Source organism: Paenibacillus sp. plas6 (genome assembly GCF_057221655.1).
This window is the reverse complement of record NZ_CM170151.1, coordinates 3936723-3958898: the sequence shown is the minus strand read 5'-3', so window position 1 is coordinate 3958898 and position 22176 is coordinate 3936723. Positions and strand designations below refer to the sequence as shown.

The window sequence follows — 22176 nt, the reverse complement described above, 5'->3', positions numbered from 1 at the left end:
AAGATAAAAAAAGCCTGCGCTCTTAACGTGAACGCAGACTAATTAATACGTTATTCATATCTTCAGGAATTGGCACTTCAAACAATAAGCGTTCTCCTGTTCGCGGATGATCGAAACCAAGCACCCCAGCATGCAAAGCTTGTCCGTTAAGTGCTACCGTTTTATTTCGCCCATAAACAGGGTCCCCAGCTAAAGGATAGCCGATATATTTCATATGAACGCGAATTTGATGGGTTCTGCCCGTTTCAAGCTGTAACTCCACCAATGTAAAATCATGACCAATTCGTTCAACTACGCGGAAATGGGTGATCGCTTTCTTTGCATTATGCTCGGTTACAGTAAAGAGCTTACGATCATGAGGATCCCGACCGATCGGGGCATCAATTGTGCCTTCATCATGCGGTAAATTGCCATGGACCAGCGCTAAATAACGACGTGTTACTGTATGTTTTTTAAGCTGTTCTGCAAGCGAAATATGAGCCATATCATTTTTTGCAACCATAATTAACCCGGTCGTGTCACGATCGATACGATGAACAATACCAGGTCGTAATACACCATTAATACCCGATAAATCTTTACAATGATACATAAGCGCATTGACTAACGTCCCGCTGCCATGGCCAGGTGCTGGGTGTACAACCATGCCTCTTGGCTTGTTTACAACAATAACATCGCTATCCTCATAAATGACATCAAGCGGAATATTTTCTGCAACAATTTCCAGCTCCTCTGCTTCAGGAATTTGAATAAGAATATGATCTCCTGTTGCGAGCTTATAGTTGCTTTTGATTGCCTTGCCATTTACAAGCACATGTCCGTCCTTGATCCATTGTTGCACCTGCGTTCTTGAAGAATCTTCTAATTGATCAGGAACAAATTTATCAATACGCATGCCGCGATGCTGCTCTGCAGCCTCAAAGGTTAATACTTCTATACGTTCATCTTCAAGATTTAGATCAAAGTCCTCATTCTTCATTCGATGCTGCAACCTTACCTTTCTGCTCTCGTTTTAACTCTAATAATGTATCCAAAATAATAAGTGCTACGCCAACGACAATTGCTGAGTCTGCCACATTAAAAATCGGGAAAGTGTAACTGCCAAAGTTAAATTTGAAAAAGTCTACGACTTCGCCAAAGCGTAAGCGATCAATAAAGTTACCAATTGCCCCGCCCAGCACTAATGCAAGACCAATAAGCAATATCTTACTTCCTTTTTCACGCATAATATGGGCATACCATAAAATACCAATGACGATTATTATCGTAATAATAATGAAAAATAAGCGTTGCTCCTGTAAAATACCAAACGCTGCACCGCGATTACGATGTGACGTAATAAGAAAAAAGTCCCCAATTACACTAAATTGTTCATCTATTTTCATATTCGTTTTAACCCAGTACTTCGATATATAATCCAGTACAAACGCTAAAAATGCGACTAGAAAAAAAACAATGCGCATCATTTCACTCCTATCTTGTAATGTTTATTAGCTTTGTTCAGAAATACCGTACCTCAAATAATTTGCAAGCTAATTGTAAGTTTAGCATATGTTGGCGGTACATTCTACTTGCAACAGCATTAAGCAGCTCGTTCGATTGCTCCTCCCTAGAATCACCAGCATATCCAAGCTTTTCTCTATTATAATGCTTAAATTTGAAGCACAATAATGAAGCATTTATATAAAGTGAGGTGAAGTAATCATATGCAACCCCATTTATCAGAGAAAAAGCTACAGCATTTCAAAAGAAAGCTTCTCCAATTACGAAAAAATATTTTAGATGAAGAAACCTTCACCAAGCAAATGAGCACTGATCTTAATTTATCGTCAGAGCTGGCAAAAATAGATAATCATCTTGCCGATCAAGCGACAGAAATATACGAGCAGGAACGAGAAATTGCATTTTATGATGCTCAAGAGCGCCGACTTGCACGAATTGAGGAAGCACTATCGCGCATTGAAAATAAAACGTATGGCTTTTGTGTCGTTTGTCAGCAGCCTATTGAGCTAAATCGTCTTGAGGCACTTCCTGAAGCAGCTACTTGTATAGAGCATGGACCCCAAACTCACGCCTTTACAGCTTCTTATGAATATGTGCCAATCGCTATGGAGCAAATCAATATGGATGACCGTGAATTTAATGGCTTTGATGGCGAAGATAGCATTCAAGAGGTATTAAGCTATGGTAACTCATCTTATGATGAAGCAATTTCCATGCTAGACAATGAATTTGCTGAAGAGCTTGTTGATGAATTAGATGGCTTTTGTGAGCCTATGGAAAGCTTTGTCGCTACCGATATTACAGGTCAACATGTATACATCGTGCGCAACAACGCCTATCAGCGTTATATGAAGCATGAAGAAGGCGATCAAGAGCTCGAAGAGCTTTAACCTTTAGTGCTCGACATCAACATTCAGTTGAGTTTGAACAATTCTTACAATATCAGCTATGTAATCACCAATAATCGGAAGATTTAATGCACCAAGCATTTGTAATAAATAAAGGATAAGTGTAGCTAAAAATACCCAACCTACTGCTGTGCCTACTCCCTTTGCCATGCCAGCTAAAAAGTTGCGCCATAACAGTTTTAGTGGTTTATTCATCAAATTCACATAGTCTGCAATCTGCGCACGTTCAAGATCATGAGTAACCTTAATTAATTTTTGTTCGATTGAATCTAACGATTGTCTAAGCTTATTAAGCTCCTCTCGATCATTTTCAGCCATCGTTGTCATCCTTCCTGTTGCACCGAACTAATTAACTAATAGTTAGCCCGCTCGCCACTTGGCGAAGCGGGCTTTCTTAATATATCATTATCGGTTAATGAAAATGCCCACGCTTTTTTCACCTAGCTGAACAATTTCCATATTTTCAGTCTGTCCAAAAGTAACAGATTGCAAAAGTAAATTTTCATGCAATAAATCATTAAACGTTTCAAGCGCAGCTTTTAGCTCATCATCAACATGCAATTGCAAATCAATGCGTTTTTCAATTGGCAAATCAAGTTTTTTACGTGTGTCTTGTACCGCACGAATCACTTCACGAACCCAGCCCTCTTGCTCTAGCTCAGGTGTAATGTCAGTATTTAACGCAACGGTAATACCATTGCCTGAAGCCGATGCAAAGCCAGCTTTTGCTTTTTTCTCAACAAGAATTTCATCTAAAGCTACAACGACTTGCTCACCGTCTTCAGTTGTAAACACGTATTGCCCAGCTTGAACGATTTCTCTGGTTTGCTCTGGCGTCATTTCCTTAAAGGCAGATTGAATTGGAGCTACTAATTTACCAAATTTGCGACCTGCAACTTTAAGATTCAACTTCAGTGTAAAGTCAACGAAGCCACTGTCAGAATTTTGCACTGTAATATTCTTCACATTAATTTCATCTTTAATAATTTCCTCATACGATGCTAATTCGAAATCACGATCTAGCGATACGATTAACTCGGATAGAGGCTGACGAGTTTTAATGCTTGTTTCATTACGCACGTTACGAGCAAGCTCCACGATAACTTTTGCACTTTCCATATCGCGTTCTAGCTCTAAATCGATTAGCGCTTCATCAGCTACAGGGTAATCTGCTAGATGCACACTTTCGCCACCGCCAAGATTGCTAAAGATATCTTCTGCAAGCATTGGAGTGTACGGAGCGATAATTTTAGCTAGCGTAATTAGCACATTGTGCAATGTTTGATATGCAGCAATTTTATCCTCAGTTAAACCACTGCCCCAGAAACGGTCACGTGAACGACGGATATACCAGTTACTTAGCTCATCTACAAAGTCTTCAATTGCTCGAGCTGGATTCAAGAAGTCATTTGCATCTAGGCCCTTAACTGCAACTTTAATTAAGCTATTTAAGCGGCTTATAATCCAGCGATCAAGCTTGTTTTGCGACAGCTTAAACTCATGTTGATCATGCACATAACCGTCGATTGTTGCATAAAGCGCATAGAATGCATGAGTATTAACAATTGTATCAATAACTTTAGATTTTGCTTCTGCCACGATACCTTTTGAGAAGCGTTTGCTGTTCCAAGGCGCACTGTCAGCTAACATTACCCAACGGAAAGCATCTGTACCGAACTCTTCAATAATTTCCCAAGGGTCAATAACATTTCCTTTTGATTTAGACATTTTTTGTCCATTTTCATCAAGAATATGACCTGTTGAAATAACCGCTTTATATGGAGCTTTGCCATTGTAAAGTGTTGAAACAGCAAGCAAACTGTAGAACCAACCACGTGTTTGGTCAATCCCTTCACAGATAATATCCGCAGGATATTGATCTGCAAACGTATCTTGGTTTTCAAATGGATAATGATGTTGAGCAAATGGCATTGAACCGCTATCGAACCATACGTCAATAACTTCTGGTGTACGACGCATAACAGCCCCTTCAGCAAATGGGCTTTTTAGCAATATTTCATCAACATACGGCTTATGCAATTCAATATCCTCTGGTACGTCACCAACTGCACGTGCACGAAGATCAGCAATGCTTTTAGGTGCATACTGTTTGCCGGTAGCTTCACAAATCCAAACGTTTAGCGGTGTACCCCAATAACGATTGCGGCTAATATTCCAGTCAACAAGGTCTTCAAGGAATTTTCCAAAACGTCCTTCACGAATATGACCTGGATACCAATCTACTTCACTATTGTTTTTAATTAACTGATCTTTAATTGCTGTTGTTTCAATAAACCAGCTCTCAGTCGCATAGTACAATAATGGAGATTTACAACGCCAGCAGAATGGATAGCTGTGCTCATAACGTTCTTTAGCAAATAGCAGTCCTTTTTCGCTAAGCATTTTTACAATATCTACGTCGCAGTCTTTTACAAAGCGACCTGCCAAATCCGTTACTGCATCAACATAACATCCAGCATTGTTCACAACAGACAGCATGCTGATACCGTTTTGTCTAGCTACACGATAGTCATCCTCACCATGGGCTGGTGCGATATGAACGATACCTGTACCGCTTGAATCACTAACAAAGTCACCAGCGATTACGATATGACCTTTTTCAACTGCTACATAATTAAATGGTGCAGTATAGCTGCGGCCAACAAGTTCGCTGCCTTTGACTGTTCCTAATACTTCATAGTCCTCTTTCAATACAGATGATACTAGTGTTTCTGCAACGATATATACTTCGCCATTTTTGGAAGCTTTTACGTAAGTCAACTCTGGATTTACTGCTAGCGCAACGTTCGCAGGCAATGTCCAAGGCGTAGTTGTCCATGCAAGGATAAATTCATCTGCATCATTCAACTTAAATTTTACAGTAGCACTTAGATCTTTAACATCTTCATAGCCTTGCGCTACTTCATGGGAGCTTAGTGTTGTTTGACAGCAAGGACAATATGGGCTTACGCGATGTCCACGATATAACAATCCTTTTTCATGGATTGTACCAAGGATATGCCATACACTTTCAATGTAATTATTATCAAGTGTAATATACGGTTGATCCATATCTGTCCAATAACCGATTGCTTCAGTTAGTTCGCGCCATTGCTTTTCATATTCAAATACACTAGCTTTACATTGCTTAATAAACTTTTCAATACCGTATTCTTCGATTTCTTGCTTACCAGAAATGCCAAGCTGTTTTTCAACACCTAACTCAACCGGTAAGCCGTGCGTATCCCAACCAGCTTTACGAATTACACGATAGCCTCTCATTGTACGGTAACGACAAATAAAGTCTTTAATTACACGTCCAAGCACGTGACCGATATGCGGCTTACCATTAGCAGTTGGCGGTCCTTCATAGAATACGAAATTCGGCTTTCCAGCTCGATTTTCAATAGATTTTTTAAAAGTATCTTCCTTACTCCATTTTTCTAGTACTCGCATTTCACGAGCACGCGCACGCTCTTTTACATCTACGCGTTGCATATTGACAGCTCCTTTCAAATATAACAAATGCTAAGCCCAGAACTGTCACAAGTCTGAGCTTATTAATTTCAAGACTTCAATAACAGTTAAGCAAGTTACATAGCTTAACAGCGTCATGGGATTCGAGTTTTAAACATCGATCAAAAAAGCCTCGTCCCTTGGAAGGGACGAGGCGACCTCGCGTTACCACCCTTGTTCCGCTCAATGTGCAAAAGGCACAATGAAGCGACACTCAGTTCAGATGAATTCCATCTGACATCCCGATATCGGGGGACAGCCGTCTACACTTACTTAAGAGCATTACCTCTGTTCAGTGCAGCTTCTCGGAGAGGATATTCCATAGTTGTCGTTGCACCGATTTCCACCAGCCATCGGTTCTCTGTAGCAAGAGCAGCTATGTACTTGTTCTCGTCATCGAATAGTATTTTAATAATATTTATAGCTGATTCAACAACAGTTGTCAAACAAAAACTGCTACGATTATTCCGTAGCAGCAACTGGATTCTCATCCTTGCTAATATCAAGACTTTCCCATGCTTCCTCTGTAAGCAGTTCAAGCTGTGCTTCTACAAGTGTGCGGAAGCGAGCACGGTATATCGCTGCTTGTTTTTTCAACTCTTCAACATCGAGTGAAATTTTACGTGATTTATTTAACGCTTCGTTCACGATACGATCTGCATTTTTCTCAGCTTCCTTAATGATTAGCTGCGCTTCCTTCTTCGCATTATTACGCACTTCATCAGCAGCATCTTGAGCAACAATAATTGCTTTGCTTAGTGAATCTTCAAGGTTAGAAAAATGATTTAATCGCTCCTGCAAGCTAAGGATCTGATTTTGCATTTCCTTATTTTCACGAATTAATGCTTCGTAGTCTTTAATTACAAGATCAAGAAACTCATTAACTTCATCTTCATCATAACCACGAATTCTGCGTGAAAATTCCTTATTATGTATGTCCAATGGTGTCAGTGGCATTGGAGCACCTCCTATGAAAATAACAAAAATAGAACGTAACATATAATTTTCTTAACACTTCTATTCGACAACGCTAAGCAAATTCCTGCATAATTCTAAACATATTTACCGATTTTAACACGGATACGACCTTTTTTTGTAATTCCATCGACTTCAAGCAATTTAAATCGACCTAAACCTTTAATGGATACGACATCTCCTACCTGTAACATAGTCGATGGATCATCCTCTGACTTCCAATTTACTTTACATCGCCCAGCTTTTATTGGCTCAACGATTTTCGTGCGACTGATGCGATATGTATCACTAGCAATGCCATCAAGTCGCATTGACGCTACAGTGAACGACATTTCCTCAAGCTGCTGCTGCACAGGTTGTAAGCTTTCGATTGGCAATACATCTGTAAGCACTTGAATTCGATGAACCTGACGTAAACTAATGTCTAGAAATTGAGACATTTTATTTGCCACAACAATATGGCAAAAAGTATCATGTAAATGAATATCTCCAATAACATCGCGTTTAATGCCAAGACCAAGTAAAGCACCTAAAAAATCACCGTGCTCAAGCTCTTGAAATTTGTCCTGCTGACTGCTAACCTGTAAAATCGAAAGTTCTGCATCCTCGTATTCCAAATCTCGATACTCAGGGGCAATCAAAGCACGTTTTCGTTCAGCTCCCTCATATCCACCGTCCAACCTAACATTTACCATCCCATTACGATTAGCGAGCGATTGCAAAATTTGCTGTTGACGCGGATCTAAAAAATCAGTCCGCCTAAGCTCATGGAGCTCGGCGGACCGTTCAATCCATTCCAGCGCACGATCAACAAACGCTCTTTCTTCAGGATGAAAATGACTATAAAATCCGCTGTTCATATACATTCTCACCTTAAAACGTTTATTATGTTGAGACTATGTTTATTATTAAAATAAGCCCGCCAGCATACTTAACAAGTACATTACACCAGAATAAATAAACTGCAGAGCAATAAAGGCAACTATCGGCGATATATCTAGCATGCCTCCAATTGGTGGTATGAACCTACGGAAAATAGACAGATACGGCTCTGACAATCTAGCTAAAAATTGACCAATAGAGCTTTCTCGTGCATTAGGGAACCAGGACAAAATAATATACCCTAACAAAATATATCTGTATACCATAAATAGGGAGCTAATAACTCCAGAAATAGTAAGAAACAAGAACCTGTCACCTCATTTATGTTTAGTAATGATCGTTAGACAGCTCAGTGATAGCTCCATGTACCTCAACATTATCAGGCGCACACAAATAAATATTTGGACCAAGCTTCGAAATGGAACCACTTAACGCGTAAACCGTTCCAGAGAGGAAATCAACAATTCGCAATCCTAAATCAGCTCTTACACGCTGCAAGTTTACGACTACAGAGCGACGATTACGAAGCTCATCAGCAATTTGTTGTGCCTCATCATAGCTTTTAGGCTCGCAAAGAACGACACGCGTATTTTTTTGTGTATGAAGACTAACTACATTGCCGCCTACACTTGTTAAATGTGAACTTCTTGATTGTTTACGTTGTTCAAATCGATTCGTTTCAACTTCTTGCTCCTCTTGCACAGGAACTCGTTCTTGTTCAACGATCTCTTCTTCTTCCTGTAAACCAATAAAGTTCATAATCTTACCGTAAATGCTCATCATTCATCCTCCTCTGTTCCTATCAAAATCGTGCCTAGTCGAACAAATGTGGCACCTTCTTCAATAGCAACTTCAAAATCATTTGACATGCCCATCGACAGTTCCGTAATTGTACAGCTTGGTCCAAACTCCTGTACAAGTTCATCACGAAGCTGCCGTAATGCTGAAAACACTGGTCTAGTTTGTTCAGCTTCTAATTCAAATGGAGCCATCGTCATTAAGCCTATTAATTGGATTCTGTCATAAGACTCCATATCTTTAATAAACTGACGCACCTCTTGCGGCTGCATTCCTTGCTTAGACTGTTCGCCGGACACATTCACTTGAATAAAGCATTTTACGGTAACATCCAGCTTCTCAGCTTGCTTTTGCAAGGCTTGTGCTAATGAAAGTCGGTCCAATGAGTGAATATAGTGAAAACGACCAACAACATCTTTTACTTTATTGCTTTGTAACGTGCCGATAAAATGCCAAATTGGTTCAGGCAATTCAGCACGATGTTCATGTATATATTCCCATTTCGGTTTAGCAACTTGCCAGCGGTTCTCGCCTAGCTCTTTTACTCCTGCCTTTAGTGCTGCTATCGTACCTTCAATCGATACATATTTTGTTACTCCGACAACATGAATATCAGAAGCGGAGCGACCAGATCGTTCAGCAGCTGCTGCTATTCGAGCTTGTACCGTTTGTAGGCGCTGCTGTATACTCATAGTACCACTCATCCTTTTCGTAAACCAATCCAGCTTGCCATACGTCCTGTCTTACCATTTTCCATACGGTGACTATAGAACAAATCAGTTCTGCAGCCAGTACACCAATCACTTATTTCGATATGACTCGCTATAATTCCTGCTTTAATCATAATCTGTCGATTTATTTCTTTCAAGTTTATTAAGGCAAATTTTTCATTTTGTGGCTTTATGACTACCTCTAACAAATCTGATGGTAGCTCCAGCTCTCGCCACAACTCGACAATTCGCTCAATTACGACTTCATTCACCTCATAACAGCAATCACCTATAGATGGACCGATCGCACATCGCAACTGCTCAGGCTTTGAGCCAAATGTTGCTTGCATCGTTTGTATCATATTAAGTGCAATAGCTGATACCGTCCCTTTCCAGCCTGCATGTGCCAAACCAATGATCGAATGTTCTTGATCCCAAAAATATAGCGGTACACAATCAGCATAAAATGAAGTTAATAGAATATCCCTTTCATTTGTAATCAACCCATCAACACCAGGCAACGTATCTTCCATGCTGATATTGCCTCGCCCTCGCTCATTTTTCGTAACAATGGCAACTTTATTGCTATGTATTTGCTCTCCGCAGGTCCATGCATCAAAGCTAAAACCTGCACTTTCAGCCAGTTTTCGTCGATTAGTTATAACTGCTTCCGGATTATCTTGCACATGCAATCCAATATTAAAGGTATGATATGGCGGCAAACTAACCCCGCCATTGCGAGTCGTAAAGCCTGCTGATAAATTGCTATCAAGATCTATCCACTTTTGCAGCAAAAGCTGATGTGCTGATGCACTCTGCTGCTGAAATACTTCCATAACCCGCTCCCCCTACAACGCTTTTTACATAAGTGTAGCCTGTTATGCACGTGGATGCAAATCCTCTTTCCGTGCAATTGCCGGTATTTCCTCTACCCGAACAAGCACGACATCTTCGCCAATTTTCACAATATTATCCCAAGGTATAATGATAGCTGCATCCGCAGAACCAAATAAGCCAAATATTCGTTGAATTTGTGGAACGACTATCGCATCGATAGTGCCTTGTCTGGGATCGAGCTCAACATCACTAATATTTCCTAATTTTCTGCCATTCACAATATTAATGACATCCTTCATCTTAAATTCTGATATTTTCATCTACTCACCCTCCCGCATCATGATAAGACTAGATCATGATGAGACTAGTATATGAAGCAGGAAGGAAAGTATTTCTTTAATATGTACGAGATGCATGAAAAAAGACTGTCAGTGTGAATTGTACTGACAGCCTCCGTTTGCACTTAAGCATTTACATATTTTTGCATCTGACCGATAGCTGACTTTTCTAGTCGAGATACTTGTGCCTGTGATATGCCGATTTCATCTGCTACCTCCATTTGCGTTTTACCTTCAAAAAAACGCATAGATAAGATCATTTGTTCACGTTCATTTAGTCGTTGCATCGCCTCTCTAAGTGCAATTTCTTCGATCCAAGTTATATCTTTATTTTTTTCATCGCTAATTTGATCAAGAACATAAATCGGATCCCCGCCGTCATTGAAGATCGGCTCATAAAGTGAAACAGGATCTTGAATAGCATCTAAGGCAAAAACAACATCCTCTTTCGGTACATTAAGTTGTTCTGAAATCTCTTGCACCGTTGGTTCCCTAGATAACTTATTCGTTAAATTATCTCGAGCTTGCAGCGCTTTATATGCGATATCTCTTAAGCTGCGAGATACACGAATTGGGTTATTATCTCGTAAATATCTGCGTATTTCTCCAATTATCATCGGAACAGCATAAGTGGAGAATTTTACATTTTGGCTAAGGTCAAAGTTGTCAATCGCCTTCATCAATCCGATGCAGCCAACCTGAAATAAATCATCAACATATTCTCCACGATTATTAAATCGCTGAATTACACTGAGAACTAATCGTAAATTACCGTTTACTAATTTTTCTCTAGCTCCCCATTCATTACGGGTTTGCAGAGCGGTGAATAGTTCACGCATTTCAACGTTGGTAAGCACTGGTAGCTTAGCGGTATCTACACCACAAATTTCAACTTTATTACGCGTCATTCTCATTACCTCCTAAGGAGAAACATTAAGATTCAGTATCTCCTGAGGTGATGATTTTATTCCTTAGATGACAATTTACGACATTAGCAAAAAGATGCTAAGCAAGTGAAAAAAAAATAAAAACCTGCTTCACTATCCCTTTGCAGGGCAGAAACAGGCTTCATATAAATTTCCTTTTATAAAATTTACTTATTCATTCAAATCAAATATTCCTATCAACTTTGCTTGCTGACGATACAAGTAATGAAAGCTGTAATGACCTGTACTAGATGGAAGCTGATAACGCAAAATAATCGTGCAAGTTTCTCTGGGCTTCAGCTTTTTCCAAGACCATAGCATCCCTGGTTTATTAAATTCACTTATATAACTTACTTTAGGAAACGCTCTATCCTTATCTGTTGTTAGTAAAAAATATTGACTGCTAATCACTTTATCGGTCTTGCCAGAGTTCATCATATTACATTTGACAATAACTGCTTGCGTATCACGTTGTAACTCTATATTGCTAAATGTGATTTCAAAGCTTGAATCTCCTAGCGAAACAGATTCTGTGGACGTCGTGCTGTAAGGCATGACCTACTACACATCCTCTCAAACAGTTGTCATAATAATATATGTCACTCCATCTCAAAAGTGTACAACATCTAGACTTTTAAATCTGTAACCTAAACTACAACATTTTATTAAATTCTTTTCGTAGTCTTTTAATAATACGTTTCTCTAATCGTGAAATATAGGACTGCGAAATGCCTAACAAGTCAGCAACGTCCTTTTGCGTTTTCTCATGTCCATCTGCTAAGCCAAATCGAAGCTCCATAATTAGACGCTCACGCTCGGATAATTTTTCCAACGCCTTTTGTAAAAGCTTGCGATCCACCTGCTCCTCGATGTTGCGGTAAATCGTATCATTCTCTGTTCCTAATACATCAGATAACAGCAATTCATTGCCATCCCAATCGATATTTAGCGGCTCATCAAAGCTTACTTCAGTTCGGGTTTTATTATTTCGACGTAAATGCATTAGAATTTCATTCTCAATGCATCTACTTGCATAAGTTGCGAGTTTAATTTTTTTCTCGGGATCAAATGTATTAACTGCTTTAATTAATCCGATAGCGCCAATTGAAACGAGATCCTCAATATTAATTCCAGTATTTTCAAATTTACGAGCAATATATACAACCAAGCGCAAGTTTCGTTCAATTAGCATTGCACGAACTGCTTCATCTCCAGATGGCAGACGCTGTAATAAGTATTCTTCTTCCTCTCGTGTTAAAGGAGGAGGAAGAGCTTCGCTTCCCCCAATATAATAAATTGTTTCTGACTTTAAGCCTAACCGCATTAAAATTTTATAGTAAGTTAACTGAGCAATTAACTTATATCGGGCCAGCATAAATATTCCTCCTAAAACTTTTTATGATGCATTCTTGAGTTTAATTACTGTCATAAAAAGTACAGCGAAAGCATGAGTTAAGCAAAAGTTGTCCAGTTTAGTGAGCGATTAGCGAAGGATGTATAATCGCTTGATAGGAACCATCTGCACTTAACTGTCCCCCATCAAAGCCAATTAGCACTTTAGCTGTTTGATAGACCTGTTCCTGGTGCTTTATTTTGATAAGGTCAGGCCTTAACGCAAGCATAAACTGAGCATTGCGATTTACACCGCGGTATGGTACAACACGGATTCTCTCCTGCCATCTACTCATCTCTGGATTATCGGTAATCGACAATAGTGCTTTATCCATATTTCCTTGCTTAAGCGCCTCTGTAAGTGCTGAAGGCAAGATGTGGGCAAGCTCACTTATTTGTAAAATAACAACTGGTGTTTTACTTAGCGGGTCGTATAATTGGTTGCCTGTATCAATCAGTCCTTGACAGTGGATAACCTGTCCAGCTATTTGAAACTCTACACTTGACAAATGCTGCGTCAGCAGCTGATGCTTTTGTTTGCTGCGCATAAAGCATAACCATAAATAAATAATAAGTAAGCTACATACAATGATATAGAAAATGCCCATTTGCCATTTACTCGTTACTTCTCCACCAATAAAGATGAGATTTGCCCATACCTGTTGGGAGCTGCTCATTAACATGTAATACAGTCCCATTAGTCCTCCAGCTAAAACAAAGCTAATTAAATAAAAGCTTATCAGGTCACGCAAATAGGTTTGTAGCGATAGATAACCGTAGCTAATATAAATCATTACAAAGGAAACAAAGAGCTTTATTAGAAAATGATATAGCATTGCTAGGCTTGGAAATAGCATCGCGATTGTGTAGCAAGCCCCAATGCTTGCAGCTAGCAGAAGCCGCCATGGCTTGGCACGAACTCCTCGTACCCAACCTACGAGCATTAAAATAATTCCATCAAATAACAGCTCTCGTAATAGGATAATATCAGCGTAGACGGTCAATTCTACCAACTCCAAGCCGTTTCTTGCTTCAAGTGTAATCTAGCTCCGCTTGTAAATTAACAATGTAGACAGTATAGATGATATATATTCCAAAGTCTGTCAGTTTATGTCGTGCTTCTTCTTCTATTTTTGTCACATAACATCACTTAATCTCGTTGCTAAACTTACCTATTTAACACGTTGCTTAGCCAAAGAAAAATATACAAATAAAGCTGTCTATTCTATAGCCTAAGCTACAAATAGACAGCTTTATAAGTTAATTAATACTAAAGAAATTATTCCTATTTACGGCGTAAGAAAGCTGGAATTTCTAAGTCACCAGGCAAATTCGTGCCGATTGGTCTAGAAGCAGAAGCCTTTGGCTCAGTTGCTTCACCAGCATGTCCAACTTGCTTTCTTACAGGTGCTTCAGTTGCTTTTGATTCAAAGCCAGTAGCAATAACAGTTACTTTAATCTCATCCTTCATTTCTTCATCAATAATAGCACCGAAGATCATATTTACATCAGGATCAGATGCAGAAATAACAATTTCCGCTGCTTCATTAACTTCATAAAGTGACAGATTGCTGCCGCCAGTAATGTTCATAATCACACCGCGAGCACCGTCGATTGAAGTTTCAAGAAGTGGACTTTGAATCGCTTTACGAGCTGCTTCTGCTGCACGATTTTCACCAGAGGCAACACCAATACCCATTAATGCAGAGCCACGCTCAGTCATAATAGTTTTTACGTCAGCAAAGTCAAGGTTAATAAGCCCTGGTACAGCAATCAAGTCAGAAATACCTTGTACAGCTTGACGAAGCACGTTATCTGCTTCACGGAATGCTTCAAGCATCGGAGTTTTCTTATCTACGATTTCTAGCAGGCGATCATTAGGGATAACGATTAATGTATCAACTTTATCCTTAAGTGCTTCAATCCCTGATTCAGCTTGTGAAGAGCGTTTACGACCTTCAAACGTAAATGGACGTGTTACAACACCAACTGTAAGTGCACCGCATTCACGAGCGATTTCAGCAATAACAGGTGCAGCACCAGTACCAGTGCCACCGCCCATACCGGCTGTTACGAATACCATGTCAGCACCTTTAAGCTGATTCGCTATAAGGTCACGGGATTCCTCAGCAGCTTTTTTTCCTACTTCAGGGTTTGCCCCAGCGCCAAGACCACGAGTTAATTTATCGCCAATCTGTAGCTTATGCTCGGACTTTGCTAAATTTAACGCTTGTGCATCAGTATTAACAGTTATAAATTCTACACCTTTTACTCCGTTTTCAATCATTCGGTTAACAGCATTACTACCGCCGCCACCAACACCAATAACTTTAATTTGAGCAAGTTGCTCTAGTTCTAAGTCGAATTCCAACATCTACTGTATTCCCCCTGTTAAATAAATTCCTGAAACATATTTTTTAATCGTTCTAACATACGGGGTTTGGACGAAGCTGGAGTGTCTTTTTTGCGACTAATTGGCTTTTTCGTTGTACTAGCTCCTCGAACACCCATGTATTTTGAAACGTATTGAATCATTCCTACTCCGCTGCTATAAGATGGATCTTTAACACCAATATAATGTGGAGCAGCAATTCTTACATTGGCATCGAGTTCTTGCTGACCAAGAGACAGTGTACCTGGCAAGGAAACTGAGCCTCCTGTTAATACATAGCTATCTACTTTATCAGCATAGCCTAGTGCTGCAACTTCCGCTTTAATTAACTGGAAAATTTCTTGCATGCGCGGTTCAATAATACTTGCTAAGTCCTTTTGGGAAAATTCCTTTTCCACATTGCTACCCATACGTGTTACTTTAAACTTTACATCCTCTGCAGCATCTGCTACATTGGCACAACCAAATTTCAGCTTAATTTTTTCAGCATGGTCAGTTTGAGCACGTAATCCATAGGCAATATCATTTGTAACATACTGACCACCGATTGGTATAGTAGAAATAGCAGAAATTCCGCCATTTTCATAAATGGCTAGTGTAGTAGATCCGCCGCCTATGTCAACCAATGCGGTACCGTTTGTTTTTTCTTCCTTAGATAATGTCATGACACCAGAAGCTAGTGATAGTAAAATAACGCCATTTATTTTTAATCCAGCTTTATCTACGCATCTCACTAAGTTATGTACAGCAGATTTGGCACCTGTAATAACAGTAGCTTCTACTTCCAAGCGAACACCTATCATTCCTCTTGGATCTGAAATACCTTCCAGACCATCGACAATATACTGTTTCGGTACTAGGTTAATAATTTCACGATCTGGTGGTAAAGTAACGACTTTTGCAGCTTGTAGCACTCGCTCGATATCCTCTTCGCCAATTTCACGGTCTTCATTAGATACTGCTACTACTCCGTGATTCGTCTGCACACCAATATGACTTCCTTGTATGCCAACGTAAACCTCTGATATCTTAATGTCTACCATTCGTTCCGCTTGTTCAACTGCATTTTTTATCGATTGAACCGTTTGGTCAATATCAACAATCGCACCTTTACGAATACCCTCAGAGTCTGATGTACCAACACCAATGATATTTATTCCACCATCGTTGATTTCACCTATTATTGCTCGAACCTTGGATGTACCGATGTCCAAACTGACAATAATGTCACCGTTGCTCACTTCGCGGCACCTCCGTTTCAAAAATGTTTATCATGATAACGATGAATATCAGGATATTCTACCGCTTCTAATTTGCTATCGAATTGGCCCACTATGTTTTATTCAACAAATATTAGCCTTTCCCTCTTTTTTCAACATTTTTTTCTCAATTTTTCTTAAAATACAGTAGTCTAATCCTATTTTTAAGTAGTTTAAGCGATAGTATAGATAATAAGTCCTATTTTCTCACGATTTACTATGCCAGTTCATCCATACATAAAATTTTACCACTGTTTATGAAGCTTGAGTAGAGTATTTTTTCCTTGATTTACTCCTCAATGTCAGATTTGCTCTCGCCAATTTGTGGAAATGGTACAAAAGTATCTGCTAATAAGAGCGTTAGTCGACCAGGTGATTGAGTCTCAATGACACCATTAATCGTAACAATCTTCTCTGAAAGTAAGCTAATTGCTGTTATAATTTCGAACTTAGTGCGCGTATATATTAATATACGATCAGGAAATGCCTGGGACGGAATTGGAGTTATCTCGGAAATATCAGATAATAGCGCACTGCTTATATTTCCTAGTTGCTTTACAAGCTCCTTTTTATTGAGATCATCAGCACTCCAACCGGTAAGAATAGGCTTGTCCATAATTTGCATTCGTTCACTATTGGTCACAATACTAGCGCCACTTGAGAGCAAAGCGACAAGATCACCATTTTCAGAAAGTTCGAAAGCAACTACCTTATATTCTTGAACATGAATTTTTATTAAGCCAGGAAATTTTTTTGTAACGGTTGCATGCTGTATAGTATTGCTGTTCAGTAATCGCTGTTCAATTTTACTAGCTGAATTAAAGAAATAAGAATCTCCTACTGCAAGATCAGCAGCCTTAATCACATCAGCACTGCTCGTAAATTGAGTACCTGTAATTTGCACTTCGGTTATTTTACTTAGTGGAGAATTAAAGAAAATAACAGCTAGCAGTGCGACAAATAATAATACTAATATGACGATCAGCCTGACATTGCTTTTTTTCTTAGGCTCGGGCTCTCTAAGCACCGGCAAGTCGGCTCCAGTTTCCATCAAGTAACCCTCTCCTTAATACAATGCGGCCTCCTCACCGATGATGAGGAAGCCGATTATCATTCCGATGACTACTGAGCATAAGTTTCATTCTTAGAAAGTGTCGTTAAGCGTGTTATTTTTGCTCCAAGCATGGAGAGCATATTTTCAATACGATCATATCCACGATCAATATGATGAACACGTTCAACTACCGTTCTTCCTTGTGCAGCAAGTCCTGCGATAACTAGTGCAGCACCTGCTCGCAAGTCTGTTGCTTCAACCGTTGCTCCATATAATCGAGGAACCCCTCTAATATATGCGGTATTCATATCGACTCGTATATCCGCTCCCATTCTTGCAAGCTCATCAACATGTTTCAGTCGACCTTCAAACACCGTTTCCTTAATAACACTTACTCCGTCTGCCAAAGCAAGCATTACCATCATTTGCGATTGAAGATCTGTTGGAAATGCAGGATATGGTGCAGTTACAATTTTCTCCACTGCTTTGCAGCGTAATCGACTGTCGACTCTAATTATATCACCGTCTACACCAATTTGAACACCTGCGCGACGCATTACATGAATGAGAGAGCTAAGATGACCCGGCTGAGTTTTATGGAGTGTAATATGCCCCCTTGTAGCCGCAGCTGCAAGCATCAGTGTACCTGTTACTATACGATCAGGAATGACGGTATGTTGGCACGGTTTTAACTCTTTTACACCGTCAATCGTTATCGTATCTGTTCCTGCACCAAGCACCTTGGCTCCCATTGCATTTAAAAAGTTTTGCAGGTCTTGAATTTCTGGCTCGCGTGCAGCATTGCTAATTGTTGTCCGTCCTTCTGCTAACACTGCTGCCATCATAATATTTTCAGTTGCGCCAACACTTGGGAAATGCAAGTATACATCTGCACCTACTAATTTATCGGCACTGCAAATAATACTATTGCCGACTTCTTCAATCTTTGCACCAAGTGCTTTTAGGCCTTCTAAATGAATATCAATTTTCCGTTCACCAATTGCACAGCCACCAGGCTGATACACTTTTGTTTTGCCATACTTCGCGAGCAATGGACCCATTAAAAAAATGGAAGACCGCATCTGCTTCATTAACCCTTCAGGCACATGCGATGCCGCTGCATGCTTTGTGTCGATGATAATCGTACTTCCCTTATGCTCAACTTGACATCCAAGCTCTCGCAAAATTGAAATCATTACTTCGATGTCAAGCAAATGAGGAACATTTTCTAGTACGGTTGTTCCTTCAGCCAGCAGACTGGCAGCCATAATCGGCAGCACCGCATTTTTGGCGCCTTGGATTATAACCGTTCCTGACAGAGGCTTTCCGCCCTCAATCACCAATCTGTCCAATGTATCACCTCCGAATTACCGCTCGCCCACCACCAATACCTCCGGCATTAATTGGATACCGTAACGTTCCTTAATTACGCCTTGAATATGGGTAATTAGCGCGAGTACGTCATTAGCTGTCGCCTGTCCTGTGTTAACGATAAAATTGGCATGTAGCTCGGATACTTTTGCTCCTCCACATTGGAACCCTTTGAGGCCTGCTTCCTCAATTAACCTTGCAGCATAATCTCCTGGCGGATTTCGAAATACACTACCCGCACAAGCCATTTGCAACGGCTGCGTTTGTAAGCGACGTTCCTTGTGCTTTCCCATTTCAGCAGAAATTTTCTGGCGATCTCCTTCTTCAAGCTGGAAGGTTGCCTCAAGAACAACACCAGATATTTCATGCAAAATGGAATGGCGATATGAGAATTTCATATCTTCGCTTGTGTAGGTAACCAATTCTCCGTTTGACAGTACAATCTCAGCAGACTTAAAAATACGTGATACATCAGATCCATGCGCCCCAGCGTTCATATAAACAGCACCACCAACTGTACCAGGAATCCCACCAGCAAACTCTAAACCAGTAAGCCCCTTTCTCCCAGCTGTTACTGCTAATTTGATAAAAGAATAAGCTGCACCTGCGGTAACTGTGCTACCATTAAAACTGACATAATCAAGTCCTTTGTCAGGTTTAATGACGACGCCGCGAATTCCTTGATCGCTGACTAGCATATTTGAACCACGGCCAATCGTTGTCCATGGGATTCCGTGCTTATTCAGCAATTTAATTAGCGCAATGAGCTGTTCCTTGCCGTGAGGATAGACCATCACATCAGCGTTTCCGCCGATTTTCCATGTAGTGTGCTTCGATAGCGGTTCATTGAAGAGATATTCCCCAAGTTTTAACTCTTCAAGCTCCTCTATAAATTCATTCATTACGTTCTCCTCCCTTTGAGAATTCATTGTCATTCTCAAGCCATTACAGTTCAATGAGTGCTAATCGGCTTATCGCATAGCTCTGATCACGAATTATACGGTATTTTATGCCTCAACACTCATTTATGTGACAATCGCCCAAACGATATTATTTTTTCGAGGAAATACGGCTTAACGCCAGTGCAATGCGGCTTGCCGAATCTGGAACAGCTAAAAATGATGAGGCCTGTGACATTTTAGCTAAACGATGCTCATCAAGTAATAGGCTGACCATTTTTTCCAGTAAAGATCTTCCTGTTAGCTGGTTTTCCAAAATAATTTCAGCAGCACCTACCGCCTCCAAGCTGCGGGCATTTGCTTCCTGATGATTGTTCGTAACATTAGGTGAAGGTATAAGTATAGCAGGTTTACCTAATGCGTTTATTTCAGCCAATGAGGAAGCACCTGACCGACTTATTACGATGGATGCGTCGGTAAGCACCTCTGCCATATTATTAATATAAGGAAGCAGCATAATTTTACCGTTTTTCACTGCCTCATTATCTGCTAATCTGCGCTTTGTTTCTTCATAGTATATTTCTCCTGTTGCAAAAACAATTACATGCTGCGTTAGCTGATCTAATAGCTCTTGTTCCTCTGCCATAGCTACAACCGCCTCATTGAAGGCTCTAGCTCCGCGGCTGCCGCCAACAATAAGTGCATAGCGTTGATTAGGCTCGAGCCCAAGTGATGCTCTGCCTCGTCCTGGTACCGCTTCAAGTACTTGGCTAGCACATGGATTGCCTGTGAAGCTGACTTGCTTTGCTTTCGCAAAAGCGGCTAGCGAATCCTCGAAACTAACGCCAACATGAGAAACAAATTTCGTTAAAAATTTATTCGTTAATCCAGGAATCGCATTTTGCTCATGAATAAAGGTTGGAACTCCAAGACGAGCTGCTGCATATACAACAGGACCACATACATAGCCGCCAGTTCCAACGACGACATCTGGCCGGAATTCTTTAATTAATTTTTTAGAGCGGGATACACCCTGAAAAAAACGGATAACTGTCCGTACATTATCGTAGGACAGTTTACGTTTAAACCCGCTAATTTCAATACTTTCAAAAGGAATTCCTGCATTTGGCACAATCTTACTTTCCATCCCTTTTGTTGTGCCGATATATAGTAATTCCGTATTTGGATCTTGTTGTTTCATATATTTTGCAATTGCTAGTGCAGGATATATATGACCGCCAGTCCCTCCGCCTGTCAATAAAATTTTCATATCTTCACCTCGAATAACGAGAAATATTAAGCAATATGCCAAGCGCCGTTAATAGCAGCGTTAACGAGGAACCACCATAGCTTACAAGCGGAAGCGTAATTCCTGTTACAGGCATCATGCCGATAACAACACCGATATTAATTAGCACCTGCACACCGATAATGCTTGTAATGCCAATCGCCATTAAGCTGGCAAATGTATCTGGAGCAGAAATCGCGGTACGCACGCCGCGCCAAATAACAATTAGAAAAAGTAAAATAAGCGTCGAGCCTCCAATAAAGCCAAGCTCTTCTGCCAAAATCGAAAAAATAAAATCCGTTTGCGGCTCTGGCAAGTAGCTATATTTTTGTCGGCTTGCTCCAAGTCCCAAACCAACTAAACCACCCGGTCCAATTGCAAATAATGACTGAATAATTTGATAGCCGCCACCAAGCGGGTCAGACCAAGGGTCAAGAAAGCTAGTAATTCGCTTTAAGCGATATGGGGCTGCAAGGATTAAGCCAACAAAACCGACCACGCCAACTAATGCCAAACCGCCTAAATGAGAGAGTCTCGCTCCTGCTGTAAAGATAAGGATCATGGATGCACCGACCATTACTGCGCCAGTACCTAAATCAGGCTGTAGCATAATTAAACCAAATGCTAGAAAAACAAGTCCTAATGGTGGTAATAAGCCTTTCGTGAATTGAGTGATTTTTTGTTGTTCATTTGATAGCCATTTAGCTAGAAAAATAATCATCGCTAGCTTCATAAACTCGGAAGGCTGAATGCCAAACGAGCCAATTCCTAACCAACTGCGAGCCCCTCCTCGCACAACACCTATTCCTGGAATAAGCACAATGATCAATAGTCCAAAACAGATGATTAGCAATGTCGGAGCCCATTTTTTCCACACACTATAATGAATACGTGATAACACCATCATCGATAGCAGTCCTAAACCAGCAAAAATCGCTTGTCGTTTCACGAAGTAAAACCGATCACCAAATTCATGAAAAGCTTTTACTGCACCGGCGCTATACACCATTAGCAATCCAATTCCTAATATAAGCAATATTGATATTAGGAGCCAAATATCAGGAGAGAAGCGAGCTTTAACCATTTCTACACACCTCTATAACTGAAAAGTAGGGACAACCCCCCTAC

23 protein-coding genes and 1 other annotated feature are annotated in these 22176 nt (G+C 40.2%); of the genes, 1 reads left to right on the top strand and 22 read right to left on the bottom strand.

Going from position 1 to position 22176, the window contains the following annotated elements; genetic code table 11:
• Window positions 1-22: 22 nt before the first annotated feature.
• Complete coding sequence (locus AC2TDL_RS17450; RefSeq protein ID WP_484697324.1) at window positions 23-979, bottom strand: RluA family pseudouridine synthase; 957 nt, start codon at window positions 977-979, stop codon at window positions 23-25.
• A complete protein-coding gene (gene lspA / locus AC2TDL_RS17445; protein ID WP_484701267.1) occupies window positions 969-1457 on the bottom strand; it encodes a signal peptidase II in 489 nt (162 codons plus the stop codon). Before lspA ends, AC2TDL_RS17450 begins: the two co-directional genes overlap by 11 nt.
• A 249-nt stretch (window positions 1458-1706) precedes the next feature.
• On the opposite strand from lspA, the gene AC2TDL_RS17440 reads away from it, so the two are divergent.
• A complete protein-coding gene (locus AC2TDL_RS17440) occupies window positions 1707-2393 on the top strand; it encodes a TraR/DksA C4-type zinc finger protein (protein WP_484697323.1) in 687 nt (228 codons plus the stop codon).
• Between the two features lie 3 nt (window positions 2394-2396).
• Here AC2TDL_RS17440 and AC2TDL_RS17435 read toward each other — a convergent pair whose 3' ends face one another.
• The 20 genes from AC2TDL_RS17435 to spoVE form a co-directional block, all read right to left on the bottom strand.
• Window positions 2397-2729, bottom strand: coding sequence for a DUF5665 domain-containing protein (locus tag AC2TDL_RS17435; protein WP_484697322.1), 333 nt, complete (start codon window positions 2727-2729; stop codon window positions 2397-2399).
• Between the two features lie 87 nt (window positions 2730-2816).
• Window positions 2817-5909 (bottom strand): isoleucine--tRNA ligase, encoded by a 3093-nt coding sequence (ileS, locus tag AC2TDL_RS17430; protein ID WP_484697321.1) that lies wholly within the window; start codon window positions 5907-5909, stop codon window positions 2817-2819.
• Between the two features lie 160 nt (window positions 5910-6069).
• Window positions 6070-6333, bottom strand: a binding site (T-box leader).
• A 56-nt stretch (window positions 6334-6389) separates the two neighbouring features.
• Window positions 6390-6884, bottom strand: coding sequence for a DivIVA domain-containing protein (locus tag AC2TDL_RS17425; RefSeq protein WP_484697320.1), 495 nt, complete (start codon window positions 6882-6884; stop codon window positions 6390-6392).
• 95 nt (window positions 6885-6979) lie between these two features.
• Window positions 6980-7762 (bottom strand): YlmH family RNA-binding protein, encoded by a 783-nt coding sequence (locus AC2TDL_RS17420; RefSeq protein ID WP_484697319.1) that lies wholly within the window; start codon window positions 7760-7762, stop codon window positions 6980-6982.
• 48 nt (window positions 7763-7810) lie between these two features.
• Complete coding sequence (locus AC2TDL_RS17415; RefSeq protein ID WP_484697318.1) at window positions 7811-8050, bottom strand: YggT family protein; 240 nt, start codon at window positions 8048-8050, stop codon at window positions 7811-7813.
• Between the two features lie 61 nt (window positions 8051-8111).
• Window positions 8112-8564 carry a cell division protein SepF gene (locus AC2TDL_RS17410; protein ID WP_484701264.1) on the bottom strand — a complete coding sequence of 151 codons (453 nt, stop codon included), beginning with the start codon at window positions 8562-8564 and terminating at the stop codon, window positions 8112-8114.
• Window positions 8564-9274, bottom strand: coding sequence for a YggS family pyridoxal phosphate-dependent enzyme (locus tag AC2TDL_RS17405; protein WP_484697317.1), 711 nt, complete (start codon window positions 9272-9274; stop codon window positions 8564-8566). The genes AC2TDL_RS17410 and AC2TDL_RS17405 overlap by 1 nt, the downstream gene beginning before the upstream one ends.
• 8 nt (window positions 9275-9282) lie before the next feature.
• The gene (gene pgeF, locus AC2TDL_RS17400) at window positions 9283-10128 is read right to left on the bottom strand and encodes a peptidoglycan editing factor PgeF (RefSeq protein ID WP_484697316.1); all 846 of its coding nucleotides are present in this window, start codon (window positions 10126-10128) and stop codon (window positions 9283-9285) included.
• A 42-nt stretch (window positions 10129-10170) separates the two neighbouring features.
• Window positions 10171-10449, bottom strand: coding sequence for a PRC-barrel domain-containing protein (locus AC2TDL_RS17395; RefSeq protein WP_484697315.1), 279 nt, complete (start codon window positions 10447-10449; stop codon window positions 10171-10173).
• A 143-nt stretch (window positions 10450-10592) separates the two neighbouring features.
• Window positions 10593-11375 (bottom strand): RNA polymerase sporulation sigma factor SigG, encoded by a 783-nt coding sequence (sigG, locus tag AC2TDL_RS17390; protein WP_484697314.1) that lies wholly within the window; start codon window positions 11373-11375, stop codon window positions 10593-10595.
• Between the two features lie 189 nt (window positions 11376-11564).
• On the bottom strand, window positions 11565-11948 hold the full coding sequence (locus tag AC2TDL_RS17385) for a hypothetical protein (RefSeq protein WP_484697313.1): 384 nt from the start codon (window positions 11946-11948) through the stop codon (window positions 11565-11567).
• 97 nt (window positions 11949-12045) lie between these two features.
• The gene (gene sigE, locus AC2TDL_RS17380) at window positions 12046-12768 is read right to left on the bottom strand and encodes an RNA polymerase sporulation sigma factor SigE (RefSeq protein WP_484697312.1); all 723 of its coding nucleotides are present in this window, start codon (window positions 12766-12768) and stop codon (window positions 12046-12048) included.
• Between the two features lie 97 nt (window positions 12769-12865).
• Window positions 12866-13804 carry a sigma-E processing peptidase SpoIIGA gene (gene spoIIGA / locus AC2TDL_RS17375; RefSeq protein WP_484697311.1) on the bottom strand — a complete coding sequence of 313 codons (939 nt, stop codon included), beginning with the start codon at window positions 13802-13804 and terminating at the stop codon, window positions 12866-12868.
• A gap of 266 nt (window positions 13805-14070) precedes the next feature.
• On the bottom strand, window positions 14071-15159 hold the full coding sequence (ftsZ, locus tag AC2TDL_RS17370; protein ID WP_484697310.1) for a cell division protein FtsZ: 1089 nt from the start codon (window positions 15157-15159) through the stop codon (window positions 14071-14073).
• A 17-nt stretch (window positions 15160-15176) separates the two neighbouring features.
• Entirely contained in the window at window positions 15177-16418 is a 1242-nt protein-coding gene (gene ftsA, locus AC2TDL_RS17365; protein ID WP_484697309.1) for a cell division protein FtsA, read from the bottom strand.
• Between the two features lie 307 nt (window positions 16419-16725).
• Window positions 16726-17487, bottom strand: a complete 762-nt coding sequence (locus AC2TDL_RS17360) for a cell division protein FtsQ/DivIB (RefSeq protein WP_484701261.1) — start codon at window positions 17485-17487, stop codon at window positions 16726-16728.
• A gap of 71 nt (window positions 17488-17558) precedes the next feature.
• Window positions 17559-18842, bottom strand: a complete 1284-nt coding sequence (gene murA, locus AC2TDL_RS17355; RefSeq protein WP_484697308.1) for a UDP-N-acetylglucosamine 1-carboxyvinyltransferase — start codon at window positions 18840-18842, stop codon at window positions 17559-17561.
• Between the two features lie 15 nt (window positions 18843-18857).
• Window positions 18858-19763: a UDP-N-acetylmuramate dehydrogenase gene (murB, locus tag AC2TDL_RS17350; protein ID WP_484697307.1), complete on the bottom strand. Its 906-nt coding sequence runs from the start codon at window positions 19761-19763 to the stop codon at window positions 18858-18860.
• A 148-nt stretch (window positions 19764-19911) separates the two neighbouring features.
• Window positions 19912-21030 (bottom strand): undecaprenyldiphospho-muramoylpentapeptide beta-N-acetylglucosaminyltransferase, encoded by a 1119-nt coding sequence (murG, locus tag AC2TDL_RS17345; protein ID WP_484697306.1) that lies wholly within the window; start codon window positions 21028-21030, stop codon window positions 19912-19914.
• Between the two features lie 4 nt (window positions 21031-21034).
• A complete protein-coding gene (gene spoVE / locus AC2TDL_RS17340; protein WP_484697305.1) occupies window positions 21035-22132 on the bottom strand; it encodes a stage V sporulation protein E in 1098 nt (365 codons plus the stop codon).
• Window positions 22133-22176 lie beyond the last annotated feature (44 nt).